The organism is Mumia quercus (assembly GCF_025506335.1).
Lineage (GTDB): Bacteria > Actinomycetota > Actinomycetes > Propionibacteriales > Nocardioidaceae > Mumia > Mumia quercus.
The window spans coordinates 234,747-252,554 of record NZ_JANZYO010000005.1; the positions used below are offsets into that span (position 1 = coordinate 234,747).

Genomic DNA, 17,808 nt, shown 5'->3' on the forward strand with positions numbered 1-17,808 from the left:
CTCGCCGGTGCCCTCGGCGGGGTGGTTGACTGGTCGGCATGGAACTGCTGCCGGGGACCCACCATCCTGTGGGTCAGGCGCCGGCTGCGCCTCCGACCGCAGGCACCCGACCGCGCAACCGCCGCCAGCTGATCGTCGACGCCGCGGGCCGGGTCTTCAACCAGCGGGGCTACCACGCGGCCTCCATGGAGGAGATCGCCGAGCGCGTCGGCATCACCGCGCCCGCGCTCTACCGGCACTTCCCCAACAAGTACGCACTGTTCGCCGAGTGCGTGAACTTCATGGCGGACGGGCTGGTCGAGGCGCTGGACGTGCTCCCGCCGGAGGCGAGCCTCGAGGACCTCTTCACGGCCGCGAGCCGCGTGACGCTCGCCCACCGTGCCTCCGGTGGCGTGTACCGCTGGGAGGCCCGCTATCTCAACCGTGACGACCGCGTGCTGCTGAGGGCGAAGTTCGCCCACGTCGTCGACCGGGTCGCCGAGGCGGTCCGGGCCGAGGGGGGAGCGGGTGACCCGGCGGTACGCGCAGCGGCGGCGCTGGGCGCCATCGGCTCGATCACCATGCACCGGACGCGGATCTCCCTGCCGCGTGCCGAGGAGCTGCTGGTCGCCTCCGCGCTGCGCGTGGTCGCGACCGAGCCGGTGCACGCCGTCTCGGAGAGTCCCGTCAGCGTGCCGGCCCCGCCGGTGCCCCGTACGCGGCGCGCGGAGATCCTCGCGGCAGCGATCCCGCTCTTCGAGCGCGACGGGTTCGCGAACGTCACCCTCGGCCGGATCGCCGAGGTGGTGGGGATCGGCCCGTCGGCCATCTACCGCCACTACCCCGGCAAGGTCGACATCCTCGCCGCGGCCTGCCTGCAGGCGGCGGGGCTGCTGTCGCAGGCCGTCGACCAGGCACTGGTCGGGTGCCGCGACCCGCACGACGCGCTGGTCGTCCTCGCGTCGACGTACGTGGCGTACAGCTTCGAGCACCGTGCGCTCACGAGCGTCGCCGAAGCTGAGCTCGTGGGCCTGCCTGCGAGTCTCCAGCGTCCGCTCGTCCTGGCGCAGCGGGACCACATCGCCGTCTGGGAGCAGCAGCTGAAGGCGCTCCGCCCGGACCTCGACGACCGGCAGGCCAGGGTGCTCGTCCACGCAGGCTTCGGCGTCGTCATGGAGGCGGGGCGGCGGCTCCGCTGGGAGGACACACCGGACCACCGTCGCGCCGTCGCGACGCTCATGGCCGGGGCGCTGGGCGTGGTGGACACCGAGGGGACGCACGAAGAGGGCCCGGGCGCGATGCCCGGACCCTCCTCGCCGAACAGGTGATCAGACCCCGGGGCGGTTCATGTCGGGGATGGTGATGGGCGTGGTGGTGCCGGACTCTCCCCGGTTGAGGAAGGCCATGGCGAGCGCCTTGATGAACTGGTCGAACATCCAGAACGTGGCGGGCATGATCGGGATGAGGCCCTCGCGGAAGGCGACGTACGCCGGCCACCCGGTCTTGATGATGCCTGCGGAGACGTAGTCCCGCTTGAGTCCGAGCCAGTCGCCGACGTCGTTGCCGAGCTGGTAGCGCGCGAACTCGTTGAGGAACCCGCGGGTGACGCCGAGGTCGACCTGCGCGGTCAGGCCCAGCAGCACCTCGGCGAGAACCTTGCCCTCGGGTGTGGGAGCAAGGATCGGCGTGAGCACCTGGGCGGCCTGGGCGTGAGCGGCGGCCCACGAGGCCGGGATGTACTCGTCGCGGACGCCGAGCAGGTGGAGCGCCACCTGCCAGGAGTGGAGGAACGCCTCCTCGTCGGCCGCCGACATCCGGACGCCCCACTCCTTCATCTTCTTGTGGGCGAACGTCCCCGTGCTGTGGAACGTCACGAGGATGTCGGCGTTGCTGATCGGGATCTCCTCGTCAGCGACGGCCTGCCAGTACGGCGACTGGGGGAGCAGGTGGCGGACGGCCGCGTGCACCATGCGGGTCTTGTTGGCCGTGACGAGGAACTGGCCGCTCGACTCGAAGGCGTTGAGGTCGGAGAGGTCGTACCCGAAGGTGAAGGTCTTGGCCGCACGGTCCTGCATGTCGGCGCCGCCCTTGGACCAGTAGACCGAGCGGGCCTCGCGCGGGATGACGGTGCTCATGATGCCGCCGCCGATGCCGTAGATGAAGAAGAGGTAGCTGTCCTTGCGGCGGTTGAAGTCGGCCGCGCGGCGCAGCTTCGTCATGTCGGCCCAGGAGGGGAGCCGCGTGGACTCCGTCAGGAACGCGCGGAGCTCGGGCGGCAGACCCGCAGGGATCGGGTCGTTGTTGTCGACCCACGAGCCGATCGCCGTGTTGACCGCGGGGACCTGTCCGTTCTGCACGACGGACGCCATGATCTCGTCGATCCTGTCGTCCCAGATCCACTGGGGATCGACGCCGGCGCCGGTGCCGGCGATGGAGCCCGACGGTGACCACGACCATGCCTTCGTGGGGCTGACGACGCTTGCCAGTCCGAGCGCGGCACCTAGCGTCAGTACGCCGCGTCTGTTCATCTCGACCACGTGATCCACCTGCTTCCCATCCACCGTGCATGTGATTTCTCATTAACATAGGGATGTGAGGCAGATCACGCAACCCTATGTGAAGGACATGTTTCACAAGGGCAAACTGCCGTGGGCTGGCAAGGAGGTGACACCGCGTCGCAACAGATGAACGTTCACTTATCGTGGGCGCTCGGTCAGCGTGACGGCAGGACCTCGCGGCGGTCGTCCGCCAGCCGCCGGGTCAGACGCAGGCGGTCGAGGTGCTCGAGCAGCGGGAGCGCCACCCGTCGACTGGTCTCGAGCCGCTGCCGGGCCTGACTGGTGGTGAAGGGCTGCGGGAGCTCGGCCAGTCGCTGAGCCGCCAGCTCCGCGGCTCCGGGGAGGAGGACGATCCCAGGTGCCAGGCGGAGCAGCCGACCCGCCTTGGACGCTGCGGCCGTCCGACGGTCGTCCAGCCCCAGCTCGCGGAGGCGCGCCGCGGTCGGTGCGGCGAACGGCGAGTCGGCGAGGTCGCTCTCGACGGCGCGGAGCGCGCGTTCCAGGTCGGCAGGCAGGTCCGGCGCGGACCTGCCGAGGACGACGCGGCCGTGGCGCAGGTGCAGCGGGGCCGTCCCGGCCAGCGCGCGTACGAGCTCCGGCGACGGGAGGTCGAGGCGCTCGGCCAGCGCCGGCGTCGTCACCCCCGGGTCGAGCGGGTGGGCCTCGTCGTGCGCCGACACGAGGTCGACGATCGCCTCGGTGAGCGCGTCCGCCCGCTGTCGCGACAGCAGCCACCCGCCGGCCTCCACCGTGCCGACCGGGCAGTCCTCGGTGGGGACACCGATGCGGTGCAGCAGGGCTGCCTCGACGAGCCCGCGCCGGTCCAGCTCGGAGGCGACGTCAGGGACTCCCGACAGCGGGGCGAGAGCCTTGGCGCGGGCGGCGGCGGCACCCCGGCGGCGCAGCGGCGGAGGGGCCGGGTCGAGCACCTCGAGACCCCAGATCCGCCGGCTCCCCGGGTCTCGCAGCAGCGCACGGTCGCCGACCCGGAGCGGGAGCGGTGTCCGCAGACTGAGGCGGACCAGATCGCTGCCCTGACCGGCCAGGAGCCTCGTGCGGACGGTGACCGCGGTGGCGCCGACGTGCAGGAGAGGGAGCTCGGGGAGCGGGCCGCGTTCGCCGCGCAGGCGGCAGTCCACGATGGAAGCCGGCTGCCAGGCGTCGGGAGTGGTCAGCGCGGTGCCGCGGTCGACGTGCTCGACGTCGTCCCCCACGATGTTGAGGGCGACCCGCGCGGTGCCTCGTACGTGGTCGACGGAGCGGCCGAGCGCCTGCACCCCTCGTACGCGCACGGTGCTCGTCCCCTCCGCGCCCTGGACCTGCAGCGTGTCGCCCGGGGCGAGCGTGCCCGCAGGAAGGGTGCCCGTCACCACCGTCCCCGCCCCGCGGATCGTGAACCGCCGGTCGACCCACAGCCGAACGTCCGCGTGCGCGGGAGACGCGGGGACCTGCGCCAGCATGGTCGTCAGCGCCGAGCGCAGCGCGTCCATGCCGTCACCCGTCGCCGCGCTGACGGGGACGACCGGCGCGTCGCGCAGCGCGGTCCGGCTGATCTCTGCCGTCGCGCGCTCGACCGCTGCATGAGGGTCGGCGAGGTCGGTGCGCGTGACCGCCACCACCGCGTGCGCGACCTGGAGGGCGTCGAGCGCGGCGAGGTGCTCGGCGGCCTGCGGCATCCACGGGTCGTCGGCGGCGACGACGAGCAGCGCCGCCGGGACCGGCCCCACCCCGGCGAGCATCGTGGTGACGAACCGCTCGTGGCCGGGGACGTCGACGAACGCCACGTCGCCGACACCCGGCAGGGCCGTCCAGACGTACCCCAGCTCGATCGACAGACCGCGTTCGCGCTCCTCACGGAGCCGGTCGGACCGCATGCCCGTGAGCGCGTCGACCAGCGTGGTCTTCCCGTGGTCGACGTGGCCGGCGGTGGCGACGACGTGCACGCGACCACTCTGGCAGGTCTTGGACCCTCAGCGCGCGGCGCGGCGTACGGCGGCGAGGAGGTGCCCCTCCTCGGCCTCGGGGACGGCGATGAGGTCGAGGAGGAGGCGGCCGTGCTCGATCCGGCCGACGACGGGCCGCTCCGGGTCGGTGCGCAGGCGCTCGGCCAGCACCGTCGGAAGCGCCACCGCGGCACTGGGAAGGTCGACGCCAGGAGCGCCTCCGCCCCCGACGGCCGCCACCGTCGAGACGGCCTCGGCCGGAGGGTCCAACGGGAGATAGGCGAGCTCGTCCGCCAGGCGGCGCGCACGGGCGTGCAGCTGCGCAGCGCTGGCGGACAGCGCCTCCGCGACCGGCGGGGGAGGACCGACGAGAGTGGCCTCGAGCGCGGCCAGGGTGAGCTTGTCGACCCGCAGTGCCCGAGCGAACGGATGGCGCCGGAGGCGCTCCACGAGCTCCGAGCGGCCCAGCAGCAGGCCGCACTGGGGTCCGCCCAGCAGCTTGTCGCCCGACGCCGTCACGAGGTCGGCCCCCGCCCGTAGCGCTCCGGCCGCGGTCGGCTCGTCGGGCAGGCGCGGGTGGGGCTGCAGGAGTCCCGAGCCGATGTCGACGACGACAGGGCGCCCCAGCGTCGCCAGCTCCTCGGGAGACACCGACGAGGTGAAGCCCGAGACGACGAAGTTCGACGGGTGCACCTTGAGCACGAACGCCGTCCCCTCCGGGTCGGCGGCGACGGCGGCCTCGTAGTCGGCGAGCCGTACGCGGTTGGTCGTCCCGACCTCGCGCAGCACCGCCCCGACCGACTCGAGCAGCTCGGGGATCCGGAACCCGTCCCCGATCTCCACCAGCTCTCCGCGCGCCACCACGACCGACCGTCCGCCGGCTGCGAGCGCGCAGGTGACGAGTGCCAGCGCCGCGGCGCCGTTGTTGACCACGTGCACCGTCTCGGCCTCCGGCACGGCCGCGTGCAGCGCTGCGAGGGCGGACCTGCCCCGCCGCCCTCGGCGTCCCGTGGTGAGGTCGAGCTCGACGTCGGTGGCGCCGGCGGCGACGCCGAGCGCCTCCACGGCCGCGGCCGAGAGCGGCGCCCGGCCGAGGTTGGTGTGGACGACGACGCCCGTGGCGTTGACCACCCGGCGCAGCTGGGTGGCGGCGTGAGGGAGCGCGGCCAGGACCGCGTCGGGCACCTCCTCGGGAGCGAGCTCGCCCGCGCGGCACCGCGTGAGCTCCGCGCGCACGACCTGCTTGACCAGGCGCTCGCCCAGCCGGTCGGCAGCCTTGCGGATCCGCTCGTCGGCGAGGACGGCGTCGGTCCGTGGCGTGCGGCGCCGCGGGTCGCTCTCCATCCGCCCTCCCGGCATGTCGACGGTTCACCCTGCTGCGCATTGTGTCCCAACTCTGCGCCGGAGGCCGATACTGTGGTCGCGGTGAGCGGGGAGGCGTTTCTCGTCTGGTGACGGGCGCGGTCCTCAAAACCGTAGGGACCCAGTCGCTGGGTCCGGCGGGTTCGATTCCCGTCCGCCTCCGCCACCGCTCGTCCAGCGGATGCCGTCGCGCCACTCCGCCGCCTAGATTGGCGCCATGACCGCCATCGGACCGGACCTGCGCCTCACCCAGTTCGCCTCTGGGGGAGGGTGCGCGTGCAAGGTGCCGCCGGGCGAGCTCGAGCGGGTGCTCGGAGGCCTGCGTCTCGGTGAGCAGTCGGGTGACCTCCTGGTGGGGCTCGATCACGGAGACGACGCCGCCGCTGTCCGCATCGACGGCGAGCGCGCGATCATCGCCACCACGGACTTCTTCACGCCGGTCGTCGACGACCCGTACGACTGGGGGAGGATCGCCGCGGCCAACGCTCTCTCCGACGTCTACGCGATGGGTGGGGAACCGATCGTCGCGCTGAACCTGCTCGCCTGGCCGCGCGACCGGATCCCGTTCGAGGTCGCGAGCGAGGTGCTCCGTGGGGGTGCCGACGTGTGCGCGCAGGCTTCGACCCACCTCGCCGGCGGCCACAGCATCGACGACCAGGAGCCCAAGTACGGCCTCGCCGTGACCGGCATGGCCCATCCCGACCGGCTGCTCCGCAACGACGCGGCGACGCCGGGGACCCCGTTGACCTTGACCAAGCCCCTGGGGCTCGGGGTGCTCAACAACCGGCACAAGGCCACCGGCGAGCGGTTCGCCGAGGCCGTCGAGACGATGACGTCCCTCAACCGCGAGGCCTCGCGCGCGGCGCTCGCGAACGGCTGCCGGGCGGCGACCGACGTGACCGGGTTCGGCCTCCTCGGCCACCTCTACAAGATGGCGCGGGCGAGCGGGGTGAGCGCGGTCGTCGACGCGGCCGCGGTCCCGTACGTCGAGGGCGCGCGCGAGGCGCTCCGGGACGGGTTCGTGCCGGGCGGGAGCCGGCGCAACCTTGAGTGGGTTCGCCCGCACCTCGACCCCGGCGTCGACGACGACGAGCTGGTCCTGCTCGCCGACGCCCAGACCTCCGGCGGGCTCCTGGTGGCGGGGGAGGTTCCCGGCTACCCCGTGGTCGGCGAGGTCGTGGCGCGTCAGGGCGCCGTCGTGGTGGTGCGGTGAGGCCGCGCCGATCGGCTCGCCTAGGTGTGAGCCCCCGCCCTCGGGGGTAACGTGCCTCACATCAGGAGGTGAGGCGGGTGGCGCGGACGTTCCTCTCGTGGCCGGTGCTGCGACAGCTCAGGAGTCCCGACAAGCTCGGCCGCGGGACCGCCGTCCGGTCGCGCCAGACCGACGAGCTCGCGGCACGCACCGAGGCCGCCGACCGGGTGGCCAAGAGCGTCTGCCCGTACTGCGCCGTCGGGTGCGCGCAGAACGTCTACGTCAAGGACGAGCAGGTCATCCAGATCGAGGGTGACCCGGACAGCCCGGTGAACCGCGGCCGCCTGTGCCCCAAGGGCTCGGCCAGCAAGAACCTCGTGACCAGCCCGCTGCGCCAGACGACCGTCAAGTACCGCGCGCCGTACGCGACCGAGTGGACCGACCTCGAGCTCGGCACCGCGATGGAGATGATCGCCGACCGCGTCGTCAAGGCGCGCAACGACACCTGGCAGGACATCGACGACCGCGGGAGCCGGGTACGCCGCACCCTCGGCATCGCCAGCCTCGGAGGAGCGACCCTCGACAACGAGGAGAACTACCTCATCAAGAAGCTGTTCACCGCGATGGGCGCCATCCAGATCGAGAACCAGGCGCGCATTTGACACTCCGCCACGGTCCCCGGTCTGGGGACCTCGTTCGGGCGTGGAGGCGCCACCACCTACCTCCAGGACCTCTCCAACGCTGACTGCATCATCATCCAGGGCTCCAACATGGCCGAGGCCCATCCCGTGGGCTTCCAGTGGGTGATGGAGGCCAAGGCGCGCGGAGCGAAGGTCATCCACGTCGACCCGCGGTTCACGCGCACGAGCGCGCTGGCCGACTCGTACGTGCCGATCCGTGCGGGCTCGGACATCGCCTTCCTCGGCGGCATCGTCAACTACGTGCTCGCGAACGAGCTCGACTTCCGCGAGTACGTCGTCAACTACACGAATGCGGCCACGCTCGTCAGCGAGGACTTCCAGGACACCGACGACCTGGACGGCCTGTTCTCCGGCTACGACCCCGAGACCCGCACGTACGACCCCACGTCGTGGCAGTACGCCGGCGCCGAGTCCGAAGGTGACGAGGAGCAGGACCACGAGATGCAGCGCGAGACCGCCAGCGCCCTGCAGCACGAGTCGCACGGAAGCGGTGTCGAGGCCCATCCGCCACGCGACGAGACGCTCCAGGACCCGAGGTGCGTCTACCAGATCCTCAAGCGCCACTACGCGCGCTACACGCCGGAGATGGTCGCCCGCACGTGCGGGGTCAGCGAGGAGCAGTTCCTCGAGGTCTGCCAGGCGTGGACGGAGAACTCCACGCCCGACCGGACGACTGCACTCGTCTACAGCGTCGGCTGGACCCAGCACAGCGTGGGCGTGCAGTACATCCGCACCGGCGCGATCCTCCAGTTGCTGCTGGGCAACATGGGCCGCCCCGGGGGTGGCGTGATGGCGTTGCGCGGCCACGCGAGCATCCAGGGCTCGACGGACATCCCCACCCTGTTCAACCTGCTCCCCGGCTACCTGCCGATGCCGAACGCCAAGGACCATCAGAGCCTGGAGCAGTGGATCGAGGCGATCAGCCAGCCGGGCTCCAAGGGCTTCTGGGCGAACGCCTCCGCGTACGCCATCAACCTCCTCAAGGCGTACTTCGGTGAGGCGGCGACGTCGGAGAACGACTTCTGCTTCGACTACCTGCCGAAGATCACCGGCGACCACGGCACGTACAGCACCGTCCTGGACATGATCGACGGGAAGGTGAAGGGCTACTTCCTGCTCGGCCAGAACCCCGCCGTGGGGTCGGCGCACGGGCGGGCCCAGCGCCTCGGCATGGCGAACCTCGACTGGCTCGTCGTCCGTGACCTCTTCGAGATCGAGAGCGCCACCTTCTGGAAGAGCTCGCCGGAGGTAGCCACCGGAGAGATCGTGCCCGAGGAGTGCCGGACCGAGGTCTTCCTGCTGCCAGCGGCCTCGCACGTCGAGAAGGAAGGCACCTTCACCCAGACCCAGCGCATGCTGCAGTGGCGTCAGAAGGCCGTCGACCCGCCGGGCGACTGCCGCTCGGAGCTGTGGTTCTTCTACCACCTCGGACGCATGGTGAAGGAGCGCTACGCCGACTCCACCGACGCGCGCGACGTCCCCGTGCAGCAGCTCGCGTGGGACTACCCGACGCACGGGCCGCACCGCGAGCCGAGCGCCGAGGCGGTCCTCAAGGAGATCAACGGGTACGAGGTCGAGTCCGGGCGTCCGCTGTCGGCGTTCACCGAGATGAAGGCCGACGGGTCGACGCTCGGCGGGTGCTGGATCTACACCGGCGTCTTCAAGGACGGCGTCAACCAGGCAGCGCGTCGCAAGCCTGCGCGCGAGCAGTCGCTGGTGGCCCCGGAGTGGGGATGGGCCTGGCCGGCGAACCGTCGCCTGCTCTACAACCGGGCGTCCGCCGACCCCGACGGCAAGCCGTGGAGCGAGCGCAAGGCCTACGTCTGGTGGGACGAGGCGACCGGCGAGTGGACCGGGCTCGACGTCCCGGACTTCGAGAAGACCAAGCCCCCGTCGTACGAGCCGCCCGAGGACGCCGACGGTGTGGCGGCGCTGGCCGGCAACGACCCGTTCATCATGCAGGGCGACGGCAAGGGCGCGCTGTACGTCCCGCGGGGACTCATCGACGGGCCGATGCCGACGCACTACGAGCCGGGTGAGTCGCCGTTCGGCAACCCGCTGTACGCCCAGCAGGCCAACCCGACCAGCAAGGTGTACCTGCGTCCGGACAACCCGATGAACCCGTCGCCGCCGCAGCACAGCGACGTCTATCCGTACGTGTTCACGACCAGCCGGCTGACCGAGCACCACACCGCCGGTGGCATGAGCCGCTTCGTCGCCCGGTTGGCAGAGCTGCAGCCGGAGATGTTCATCGAGGTCTCTCCCGAGCTGGCGCGCGAGCGCGGGCTCGAGGCGGGAGGCTGGGCCACGATCGTCACTTCTCGTTCCGCGATCGAGGCCCGCGTGCTGGTGACCGACCGGCTCACCCCGCTCAAGGTCGAGGGCCGCACCGTGCACCAGGTGTGGCTCCCCTACCACTGGGGCGAAGGTGGGCTGGTGACCGGAGACTCCGCGAACGACCTGATCGGGATCAACCTCGATCCCAACGTCCTCATCCAGGAGTCGAAGGTGGGCACCTGCGACGTACGACCGGGGCGCCGGCCGACCGGGCCCGCGCTGCGACAGCTGGTGCGCGACTACCTCGAGGAGACCCAGCGATGACGAGCCTGTTCGGCGAGAACGACCTGTGGGGACCGCTCGATCCCACGAAGGACGCGGGCTACGGCGAGGACCGCCCGAAACGCAAGGGGTTCTTCACCGACACGAGCATCTGCATCGGGTGCAAGGCGTGCGAGGTGGCGTGCAAGGAGTGGAACGACGTGCCCGCCGACCACTTCGACATGCTCGGCTCGTCGTACGACAACAGCCACTCGCTCAACGCGAACCAGTGGCGCCACGTCGCCTTCATCGAGCAGCCCACGCGCGCGGAGCCGCGTCAGACCGTCGACCTCGGGATGCCGGTGAGGGCGCCGAGCCGACCGCCTGAGGAGGAGCCTGGCGAGGACGCCGAGAAGCCGGACTTCCGCTGGCTGATGTCGTCCGACGTCTGCAAGCACTGCACGCACGCCGCCTGCCTCGACGTCTGCCCGACCGGGTCGCTGTTCCGGTCGGAGTTCGGCACGGTGGTCGTGCAGGACGACATCTGCAACGGCTGCGGCTACTGCGTGGCCGCCTGCCCGTACGGCGTGATCGAGCGGCGCCGCGCTCCCGAGGGGGACAAGAACGTCGGCATCGCGCAGAAGTGCACGCTCTGCTACGACCGCCTCGGGGCGGGGATGACCCCTGCCTGCGCACAGGCGTGCCCGACCCAGTCGATCCAGTTCGGGGACGTGGACGAGCTGCGCGAGCGCGCCGACGCCCGCGTCGCCGAGCTGCACGAAGCGGGCATCATGGACGCCCGTCTGTACGGGAACGACCCCGACGACGGCATCGGTGGGGCGGGCGCGTTCTTCCTGCTGCTCGACGAGCCCGAGGTCTACGGCCTCCCGCCCGACCCGGTCGTGACGACCCACGACCTCTCTCGCATGTTCCACCGCGCCACCACGGCCGCGGCGTTCATGCTCGCGGGAGCCGTGGTGTCGTTCCTCGGGAGGCGTCGATGACCCACGTGCAGCAGGGGCGACGTCGCCGCGGTGCCGAGCGGAGCATGGTGCCGGAGGCCGACTTCACCTCGTACTACGGACGGCCGATCGTCAAGCCCTCGCCGTGGGAGGCCGACATCCCGGCGTACCTGTTCGCCGGCGGGCTCGCCGCCGGCTCGTCCCTGATCGCCGCCGGCGCCGACCTCACCGGCCGGCCGACGCTGCGGCGTGCCGGACGCCTGGCGGCCGTCGGCGCGCTCGGCTTCTCGATGGCGGCGCTCGTGCACGACCTCGGCAAGCCGTCGCGCTTCCTCAACATGCTCCGTACCGTCAAGCTCACCTCGCCGATGTCGGTCGGCACCTGGATCCTCTCGACGTACGGGCCGTTCGCCGGCGCCGCCGCAGCGGCGGAGGTCACCGGCCTGCTCCCCGAGCGCTACGGACGTACGAGCCCGCTGCCGCTGGTCAGCTGGCTGGGCCGCCCCGCAGGACTGGTGGCCGCGCTGACCGCGCCGCCGGTCGCGGCGTACACCGCGGTGCTCCTCGCCGACACGGCGACCCCGGCGTGGCACAGCGCGTACAAGGAGCTCCCGTTCGTCTTCGTCGCCTCGGGCAGCGCGGCGGCGGCCGGACTCGGCATGATCGCTGCCCCGACGGCCGAGACCGCCCCTGTCCGTCGGATGGCGGTGGCCGGTGCGCTCGCCGAGCTGGCCATGGAGCACCGCATGGAACGCTCGATGGGCGTCACCGCCGAGACCTTGCACCAGGGGAAGGTGGGCCGTCTCATGCGGGCCGCGAAGGTGCTCACGGCCGCCGGTGCCGCCGGCGCACTGTTGGCCGGGCGGAGCCGCGTCGTCGCCGCGGCCTCCGGCGCGGCGCTCCTGCTGGGCTCGGCCTGCACGCGCTTCGGCGTGTTCGAGGCCGGTCAGGAGTCCGCGAAGGACCCGAAGTACACCGTCGTCCCGCAGCGAGAGCGTCTCGAGCGAGAAGGACCCGTGCGCTACCACCCGTGAACGAGCAGGAGGGCCCCGCGATGTCTGATCCGTCCAGCGAGTCGACCGGTCGCGCCGCGTCGGTGAACAGCAGCGCGGGTGCCCCCTTCAACAGGTGGGTGCTGGTCGGGGGAGGGCTTCTCCTCCAGTTCTCCATCGGTGCCGTGTACGCGTGGTCGGTCTTCGCCAAGGCGTACCAGGAGGCCGAGCCCTGGGAGCTGACGAAGGTCCAGGCGTCCCTCCCGTTCACGGTCACGATCGCGATGATCTTCCTCGGCAGCTACACCGGCGGGCGGGTCCAGGACCGGCGCGGCCCGCGGGTGGTCGCGCTCGTCGGCGGCGTCATCTACGCGGTCGGCATCGTCATCGCGTCGTTCACACGAGGCTCGGAGGACCTCTGGCTGCTGATCCTCGGGTACGGCGTGATCAGCGGCTTCGGGCTCGGTGTGGCCTACATCGTGCCGATCGCGATGCTCCAGAAGTGGTTCCCCGACAAGAAGGGCCTCATCACCGGGCTGGCGGTCGGCGGCTTCGGGTTCGGAGCCGTGCTCACGTCGCCGGTCGCGCAGTGGCTCATCCGCCAGGACGAGGACCAGCCGTCGAAGGCGTTCCTCTGGCTCGGCCTCGCCTACCTGGTGATGTCGCTGGCGGGGGCCGCAGTCTTCCGCAACCCGCCGGCGGGCTACGTCGTCCCCGGGTACGAGGCGGCGACGCCGACGGCGAACGGCCCCACGACCAAGGAGTACACCGAGAAGGAGGCGCTGCGGACGCCCCAGTGGTATCTGCTGACCGCCATCCTCACGCTCAACGTCACCGCCGGCATCGCGCTGATCTCTCAGGCGGCAGGCAGCGCGGAGGGCATCGCCGGCTACAGCACGGCGGGCGCGGCGACGGTCGTCGGCGTGCTCGCGATCTTCAACGGCGGCGGGCGGATCGTCTGGGCGGCCGCGTCGGACTACATCGGGCGGATGCCGGCGTTCGCGGGGATGCTGGCGCTCCAGGGGATCTGCCTCATCGTCCTTCCGCACGCGAGCAACGCGGCGCTGTGGTTCGTCCTCGCGGCCGTCGTGTACCTCTGCTACGGCGGCGGCTTCGGCACGATGCCCGCAACAGCTGGGGACTACTTCGGCGTCCGGTACGCGGGGGCGATCTACGGGCTGATGCTCATCGGCTGGAGCATCGGCGGCGTCATCGGACCGCTGGTGATCTCGGCACTGCTCGGCGACACGGGCGACCCGGACTACACCCTCGGTTACACGACGATCGGCATCATCGCGCTCGTCGCGGTGGCCCTCACGTTGATCACGAAGGTGCCGGGAGACCGCCGCGCCGCGGTGACCACAGACCGCTGAGCCGCGCCGCTCCGCCGCCCGGTAGGTTCGCCGGGTGATCCGACGCGCCTCGCTCCGCATGCCGCTCGTCGCCCTCGGACTCGGGCTGTGCGTCGGGGCGCTCACCTCGGTGCTCCAGGCCCACCTGGACTTCCCGTGGCTGGCCCTGGTGAACGCCGTGAGCCCGTGGCTGACGACCGCGTTCGTCGCCGGCGCGTTGCAGGAGCGGCTGCGGACGGCCCTGTGGGTCGGTGCGGTGGCGACGGCGATGCAGGTGGTCGGCTACTACGCGACGGCCGAGCTGCGCGGCTACGACGCCTCGATGACCTACGTCGTGCTGTGGTCGGTGTGCGCGGTCGTCGGTGGGCCGGTCTTCGGCGCTGCCGGGTTCTCGTGGCGGCGCGCGGCGCCCGCGGGCCTGGGGGCTGCGGCGCTCGTGGCGGCGTACGCGAGCGAGGCTCTCGTCTCGTACGAGCTGCGCCTCGGCTACACCTCGTCGGCGGTGCTGTTCCTGGTCGTCGCCGTCGGGCTGGCCGTCGGGCTCGGCAGGCATCGCGGCCAGCTCGGGGCGATGCTGCGGTGGCTGGTGCCTGCCCTGCTGGCGGGGGCTGCCGGCCACCTGGTGCTCGCGCTGGTCGTGTAGGCGCCTAAGGCGCCTCTGCCGGGCGCATCTTGGCCAGCCGGGCCTGCAGCAGCGGCACGCGGTGCGCGTTGGCGCGCAGGTTCACGTACGTGTCGCCGCGCGCCCACAGCAGCGCGTCGTCGAGCCGGCGCACCGCACCCGGGGGATAGCGGTAACCCATCCGTGCGGCGAGGTCGTCGGCGTCGACCGCGCGCAGGACGTCGGCCAGCTCGGTGAGCGAGGTGATCCCGAGCTCGAGGACCACGCTCGCGATCCAGTCGTAGTGGTCGGTGCGCGACCATCCCGCGTCGGGGTACTGGCCGGCCAGGAACGCCGCGAGCTCGCGCGGGGGGATGCGCGGATCCTCGCTGCCGTCGTCCCCGCCGGGCGCGGTCAAGGACCCGCTGAGGCGGTCGCGGATCGAGGAGAACTCCCGGTCCGCGAGCTCCAGCAGTCCCGCCGCGAGGGTGAACCGGCGGTCGAGGTCGGGGACGTGCTCGTCGGGGACGGTGCCCTTGTAACGGATGTCGTGCTCGAACTCCGCCCACGCGTGCTGCAGCACCGTCCGGACCTGGACCTGCGCACGCAGGCCGGCGAGCCCAGGATGCTCGGCCTCGCCGGCACGGTCCAGCCCGATCAGCAGGTGTCGGCTCGCGTAGCCGAAGCGGCCCTCGCTCGCCGTCTCCATGCCCATGTCCCGGTCGTCGTGGACGACCACCTGGTCGTCCAGGAGGTCGACGACGGCTTGGACGTCGCTCTGCACGTACGTGATGACCCGGAGCCCGATCTGGTCGGTGATGTCGCGCAGCGGGTCGGGGTACAAGGGCGCGCCGTCGGCCGTCCGTGCCGCCTTCTCGGCGAAGGAGGCGACCGACTTCGCCCGTCCCGCCACCGTCAGGTAGTTGATGCCGGCGTCGTCGAGGATCTCGGTCACCAGGCGGACGAACTCAACCGCGCTCGCCTGCAGGCGAGGCTGCCGCTCGGCGTACTCCCGAACTGCGGACCGAGGGTCGCGCGACGACGCGACGACGCGCTTGGCCCGTGGAGCGGGGGTCAGCCCGTCGGGGAGCGTGGGCGTGACGATGTAGCCCGTCTCGACGTCGCCGTACGTCGTCGTCTGCTCGGGATGGCGGGTCGCGAAGAGCCCGACGTACGCGCACAGGACCGCGTCGACCTGGTCCTCGACGACCCGCAGCTCGCTCTTGCGCCCGGCCGACTCGACCGCGGCGCGCATTGCGCGCCAGGTGTCACCGGCTTCGGACGTGTCGACGACGAGGCGCGGGTCCGCCGCGCTCAGCCCTTCGACCAGTCCGAGCAGCACCATCAGCTCGCCACGGAGCTGCTCGAGGTCGCGCCCGGACTTGCTCTTGTACTTCAGCGTCCGCCCCAGCCGGAACAGCGCGATCGTCGCGGGATGCGGGTAGACCTCGATCGCCCGGCGGGGGCGCCTCGAACGAGGGTTCATGTCCAGCCCCAGCCGCGCCGCGAGCCGGGCGCCGCGTGGCTTGTCGGCGAGCTCGGCCTTGCCGGTGTTGGACGGGTGGGCACCGGCGTCGAAGCGGGCGAAGTCGCGGTTGAGCGCCGCCTCGGCCGGACGGTTCCCGGTGGCGTTGGTGACGATCAGCGGGGCGTCGATCGCGACGAGACATCTGCCCGCGGTGTACGGCTCGAGCGCGGCGACGATGTCGTCGTCCGTCTGCGCCGCCGACACGTGCACCAGCTGTCCGGCGGCGTCGACGACCGCGAGGCCCGTCGGCTTGCGCTCACCCCACGCGAGGTCGACTCCGACGAAGTACATGGGGCAAAGCCTGCCGCATCACGCAGGCTCGAGCGTCGGCCGGTCGGTCTCAGGGCGGGGTGCGGAGCGCTGCCAGTCTCCTGGCGAGGTGGTCGCGCTCGGGCTCGTTGCGGGCCAGGGCGTGTGCCTCCGCGTACGCCGCGCGGGCCTCGTCGGCGTGTCCGAGCCGGTCCAGCAGGTCGGCCTTGACGGTAGGCAGGAGGTGGTTGCCCCGCAGGGCGCCGCTCTGCTCCAGGTCGGAGACCAGGGTCAGGCCGGCCTGCGGGCCTTCGGCCATGCCGACGGCGACAGCGCGGTTGAGGGCGACGACGGGGGAGTCCGTCAGTGCGCCGAGCTGGGCGTACAGGCCGGCCACGCGCCCCCAGTCGGTGCTCGCCGCCGTCGGCGCCGCGGCGTGGCAGGCCGCGATCTGCGCCTGCAGGGCGTAGGGCCCCGTGGTCGGCGTGCGGGCCAGGAGTGCGAGCCCTTCCTCGATCTCGCGCGAGTCCCAGCGCGTGCGGTCCTGCTCGTCGAGGGTGACGATCCGTCCGCCGCCGTCGGTGCGCGTGTCACGGCGGGAGTCCTGGAGCAGCAGGAGAGCGAGGAGCCCGCGGACTTCCGGCTCGTCCGGTTCGAGGGTGGTCAGCACGCGTGCCAGGCGGATCGCCTCGTCGCAGAGCCCTCGGCGGAGGAGGTGGTCGCCGCTGGTGGCGGCGTACCCCTCGGTGAAGAGGAGATAGACCACGGCGAGCACGCCGCCGAGCCGTTCGGCCCGCAGGTGGGCCGGTGGCACCCGGAAGGGGATGCCGGCCGCGCGGATCTTGTGCTTGGCGCGGACGAGCCGCTTGGCCATCGTCGGCTCGGGGACGAGGAACATCCGCGCGATCTCGGCCGTGGTGAGGCCGGCGACGGTCCGCAACGTGAGAGCGACGCGGCCCTCCAACGGGAGCGCCGGATGGCAGCAGGTGAACATCAGGCGCAGCCGGTCGTCCGGCAGGTCGCCGTCGACGTCGACCTCGACCTCCTCGGGCGTCGGGGCCTGCGCGACCTCCTTCAGCTTCTTCGCTTCGGTCGTCGCCCGGCGCAGGCGGTCGAGGGCACGGTTGCGGGCGACCGTGGTCAGCCAGGCGACCGGGCTGTCCGGGACCCCGTCGCGCGCCCAGACCTCGAGGGCGCGGGCGAAGGCGTCCTGCGTGCACTCCTCCGCCAGGTCCCAGTCGCCCGTGGTCCGGATGAGGGTGGCGACGATCCGCCCCCACCCGGACCGGAACGCCTGCGTGACGGCGTCGTCGACGGTCACTGTCCCCAGAACGGTCGAAGCTCGATCGTCCCGATCTTCGCGACCGGGTGCGCCGCGGCGATCTCGAGCGCCTCGTCGAGGTCGGCGCACTCGAGCACGTCGTACCCGCCGACCTGCTCCCTCGTCTCCGCGAACGGCCCGTCGGTCACGAGCACCTCGCCGTTGCGGGCGCGGACCGTGGTGGCGGCGTCGGTACGCGCCAGCCGGTTGCCGTCGAGGCGGACGCCGCGCGCGGTCGCCTCGCGGACCCACGCGTCGGTCGCGGTGTTGATCGCCGCGGTCTCCTCGGGCGAGAGCGCGAGGTTCTCGTCGCCGCAGATGAACATGAGGTACTTCATCGGCCCTCCTGCGGCGGAGCGTAGTCCGCAGCCCGCCGACGACGCAACGACACGAGGCCGCGGCGGCGGGCGCGCCGCTCGGCCCGGCGGGCGTGGTCGCGCTCCAGGCGGGCGATCCGGCGCTGGGCCTCGGACAGGACCAGCTCCGGGTAGGTGTCTGGTGCGGCAGGGAGGTAGAGGTACATGGCGATC

The 17,808-nt window shown here is 72.1% G+C and carries 13 protein-coding genes, 1 tRNA gene and 2 pseudogenes; 9 read left to right on the forward strand and 7 right to left on the reverse strand.

What is annotated here, in order from left to right:
- Positions 1 to 38: 38 nt before the first annotated feature.
- Positions 39 to 1,307 (forward strand): TetR/AcrR family transcriptional regulator, encoded by a 1,269-nt coding sequence (locus NYZ95_RS13325; protein ID WP_262851800.1) that lies wholly within the window; start codon positions 39 to 41, stop codon positions 1,305 to 1,307.
- Here the strand turns inward: NYZ95_RS13325 and NYZ95_RS13330 are convergent, their stop codons facing one another.
- From NYZ95_RS13330 to selA, 3 genes are all read right to left on the reverse strand, one after another.
- Positions 1,308 to 2,507, reverse strand: coding sequence for an oxygenase MpaB family protein (locus NYZ95_RS13330; RefSeq protein WP_262851801.1), 1,200 nt, complete (start codon positions 2,505 to 2,507; stop codon positions 1,308 to 1,310).
- A 185-nt stretch (positions 2,508 to 2,692) separates the two neighbouring features.
- Positions 2,693 to 4,480, reverse strand: coding sequence for a selenocysteine-specific translation elongation factor (selB, locus tag NYZ95_RS13335; protein ID WP_262851802.1), 1,788 nt, complete (start codon positions 4,478 to 4,480; stop codon positions 2,693 to 2,695).
- A gap of 27 nt (positions 4,481 to 4,507) precedes the next feature.
- On the reverse strand, positions 4,508 to 5,824 hold the full coding sequence (gene selA, locus NYZ95_RS13340; RefSeq protein WP_262851803.1) for an L-seryl-tRNA(Sec) selenium transferase: 1,317 nt from the start codon (positions 5,822 to 5,824) through the stop codon (positions 4,508 to 4,510).
- An 89-nt stretch (positions 5,825 to 5,913) separates the two neighbouring features.
- Here selA and NYZ95_RS13345 point away from each other — a divergent pair.
- From NYZ95_RS13345 to NYZ95_RS13375, 8 genes and pseudogenes are all read left to right on the forward strand, one after another.
- A tRNA-Sec gene (locus NYZ95_RS13345) sits at positions 5,914 to 6,008 on the forward strand.
- Between the two features lie 51 nt (positions 6,009 to 6,059).
- Positions 6,060 to 7,095 (forward strand): annotated as a pseudogene (gene selD / locus NYZ95_RS13350) (selenide, water dikinase SelD); the annotation flags it as partial.
- Positions 7,096 to 7,132: 37 nt separating this feature from the next.
- Positions 7,133 to 7,696, forward strand: coding sequence for a hypothetical protein (locus NYZ95_RS20605; RefSeq protein ID WP_504923906.1), 564 nt, complete (start codon positions 7,133 to 7,135; stop codon positions 7,694 to 7,696).
- Positions 7,697 to 7,708: 12 nt separating this feature from the next.
- Positions 7,709 to 10,336, forward strand: a pseudogene (gene fdh, locus NYZ95_RS13355) (formate dehydrogenase); the annotation flags it as partial.
- The gene (locus NYZ95_RS13360; RefSeq protein ID WP_262851806.1) at positions 10,333 to 11,277 is read left to right on the forward strand and encodes a 4Fe-4S dicluster domain-containing protein; all 945 of its coding nucleotides are present in this window, start codon (positions 10,333 to 10,335) and stop codon (positions 11,275 to 11,277) included. The pseudogene fdh and the gene NYZ95_RS13360, both read left to right, overlap by 4 nt.
- A complete protein-coding gene (nrfD, locus tag NYZ95_RS13365) occupies positions 11,274 to 12,269 on the forward strand; it encodes an NrfD/PsrC family molybdoenzyme membrane anchor subunit (protein ID WP_262851807.1) in 996 nt (331 codons plus the stop codon). Before NYZ95_RS13360 ends, nrfD begins: the two co-directional genes overlap by 4 nt.
- A 20-nt stretch (positions 12,270 to 12,289) precedes the next feature.
- Positions 12,290 to 13,600 (forward strand): L-lactate MFS transporter, encoded by a 1,311-nt coding sequence (locus NYZ95_RS13370; protein WP_262851808.1) that lies wholly within the window; start codon positions 12,290 to 12,292, stop codon positions 13,598 to 13,600.
- Between the two features lie 34 nt (positions 13,601 to 13,634).
- Positions 13,635 to 14,222, forward strand: a complete 588-nt coding sequence (locus tag NYZ95_RS13375; RefSeq protein ID WP_262851809.1) for a DUF6518 family protein — start codon at positions 13,635 to 13,637, stop codon at positions 14,220 to 14,222.
- Between the two features lie 4 nt (positions 14,223 to 14,226).
- Here the strand turns inward: NYZ95_RS13375 and NYZ95_RS13380 are convergent, their stop codons facing one another.
- The 4 genes from NYZ95_RS13380 to NYZ95_RS13395 are packed head-to-tail and all read right to left on the reverse strand — an operon-like array spanning position 14,227 to position 17,801.
- Positions 14,227 to 15,999: a DUF429 domain-containing protein gene (locus tag NYZ95_RS13380; protein WP_262851810.1), complete on the reverse strand. Its 1,773-nt coding sequence runs from the start codon at positions 15,997 to 15,999 to the stop codon at positions 14,227 to 14,229.
- Positions 16,000 to 16,048: 49 nt separating this feature from the next.
- On the reverse strand, positions 16,049 to 17,278 hold the full coding sequence (locus NYZ95_RS13385; protein WP_262851811.1) for an RNA polymerase sigma factor: 1,230 nt from the start codon (positions 17,276 to 17,278) through the stop codon (positions 16,049 to 16,051).
- On the reverse strand, positions 17,275 to 17,616 hold the full coding sequence (locus NYZ95_RS13390; RefSeq protein ID WP_262851812.1) for a YciI family protein: 342 nt from the start codon (positions 17,614 to 17,616) through the stop codon (positions 17,275 to 17,277). The genes NYZ95_RS13385 and NYZ95_RS13390 overlap by 4 nt, the downstream gene beginning before the upstream one ends.
- Positions 17,613 to 17,801: a hypothetical protein gene (locus tag NYZ95_RS13395; RefSeq protein WP_262851813.1), complete on the reverse strand. Its 189-nt coding sequence runs from the start codon at positions 17,799 to 17,801 to the stop codon at positions 17,613 to 17,615. Before NYZ95_RS13395 ends, NYZ95_RS13390 begins: the two co-directional genes overlap by 4 nt.
- Positions 17,802 to 17,808 lie beyond the last annotated feature (7 nt).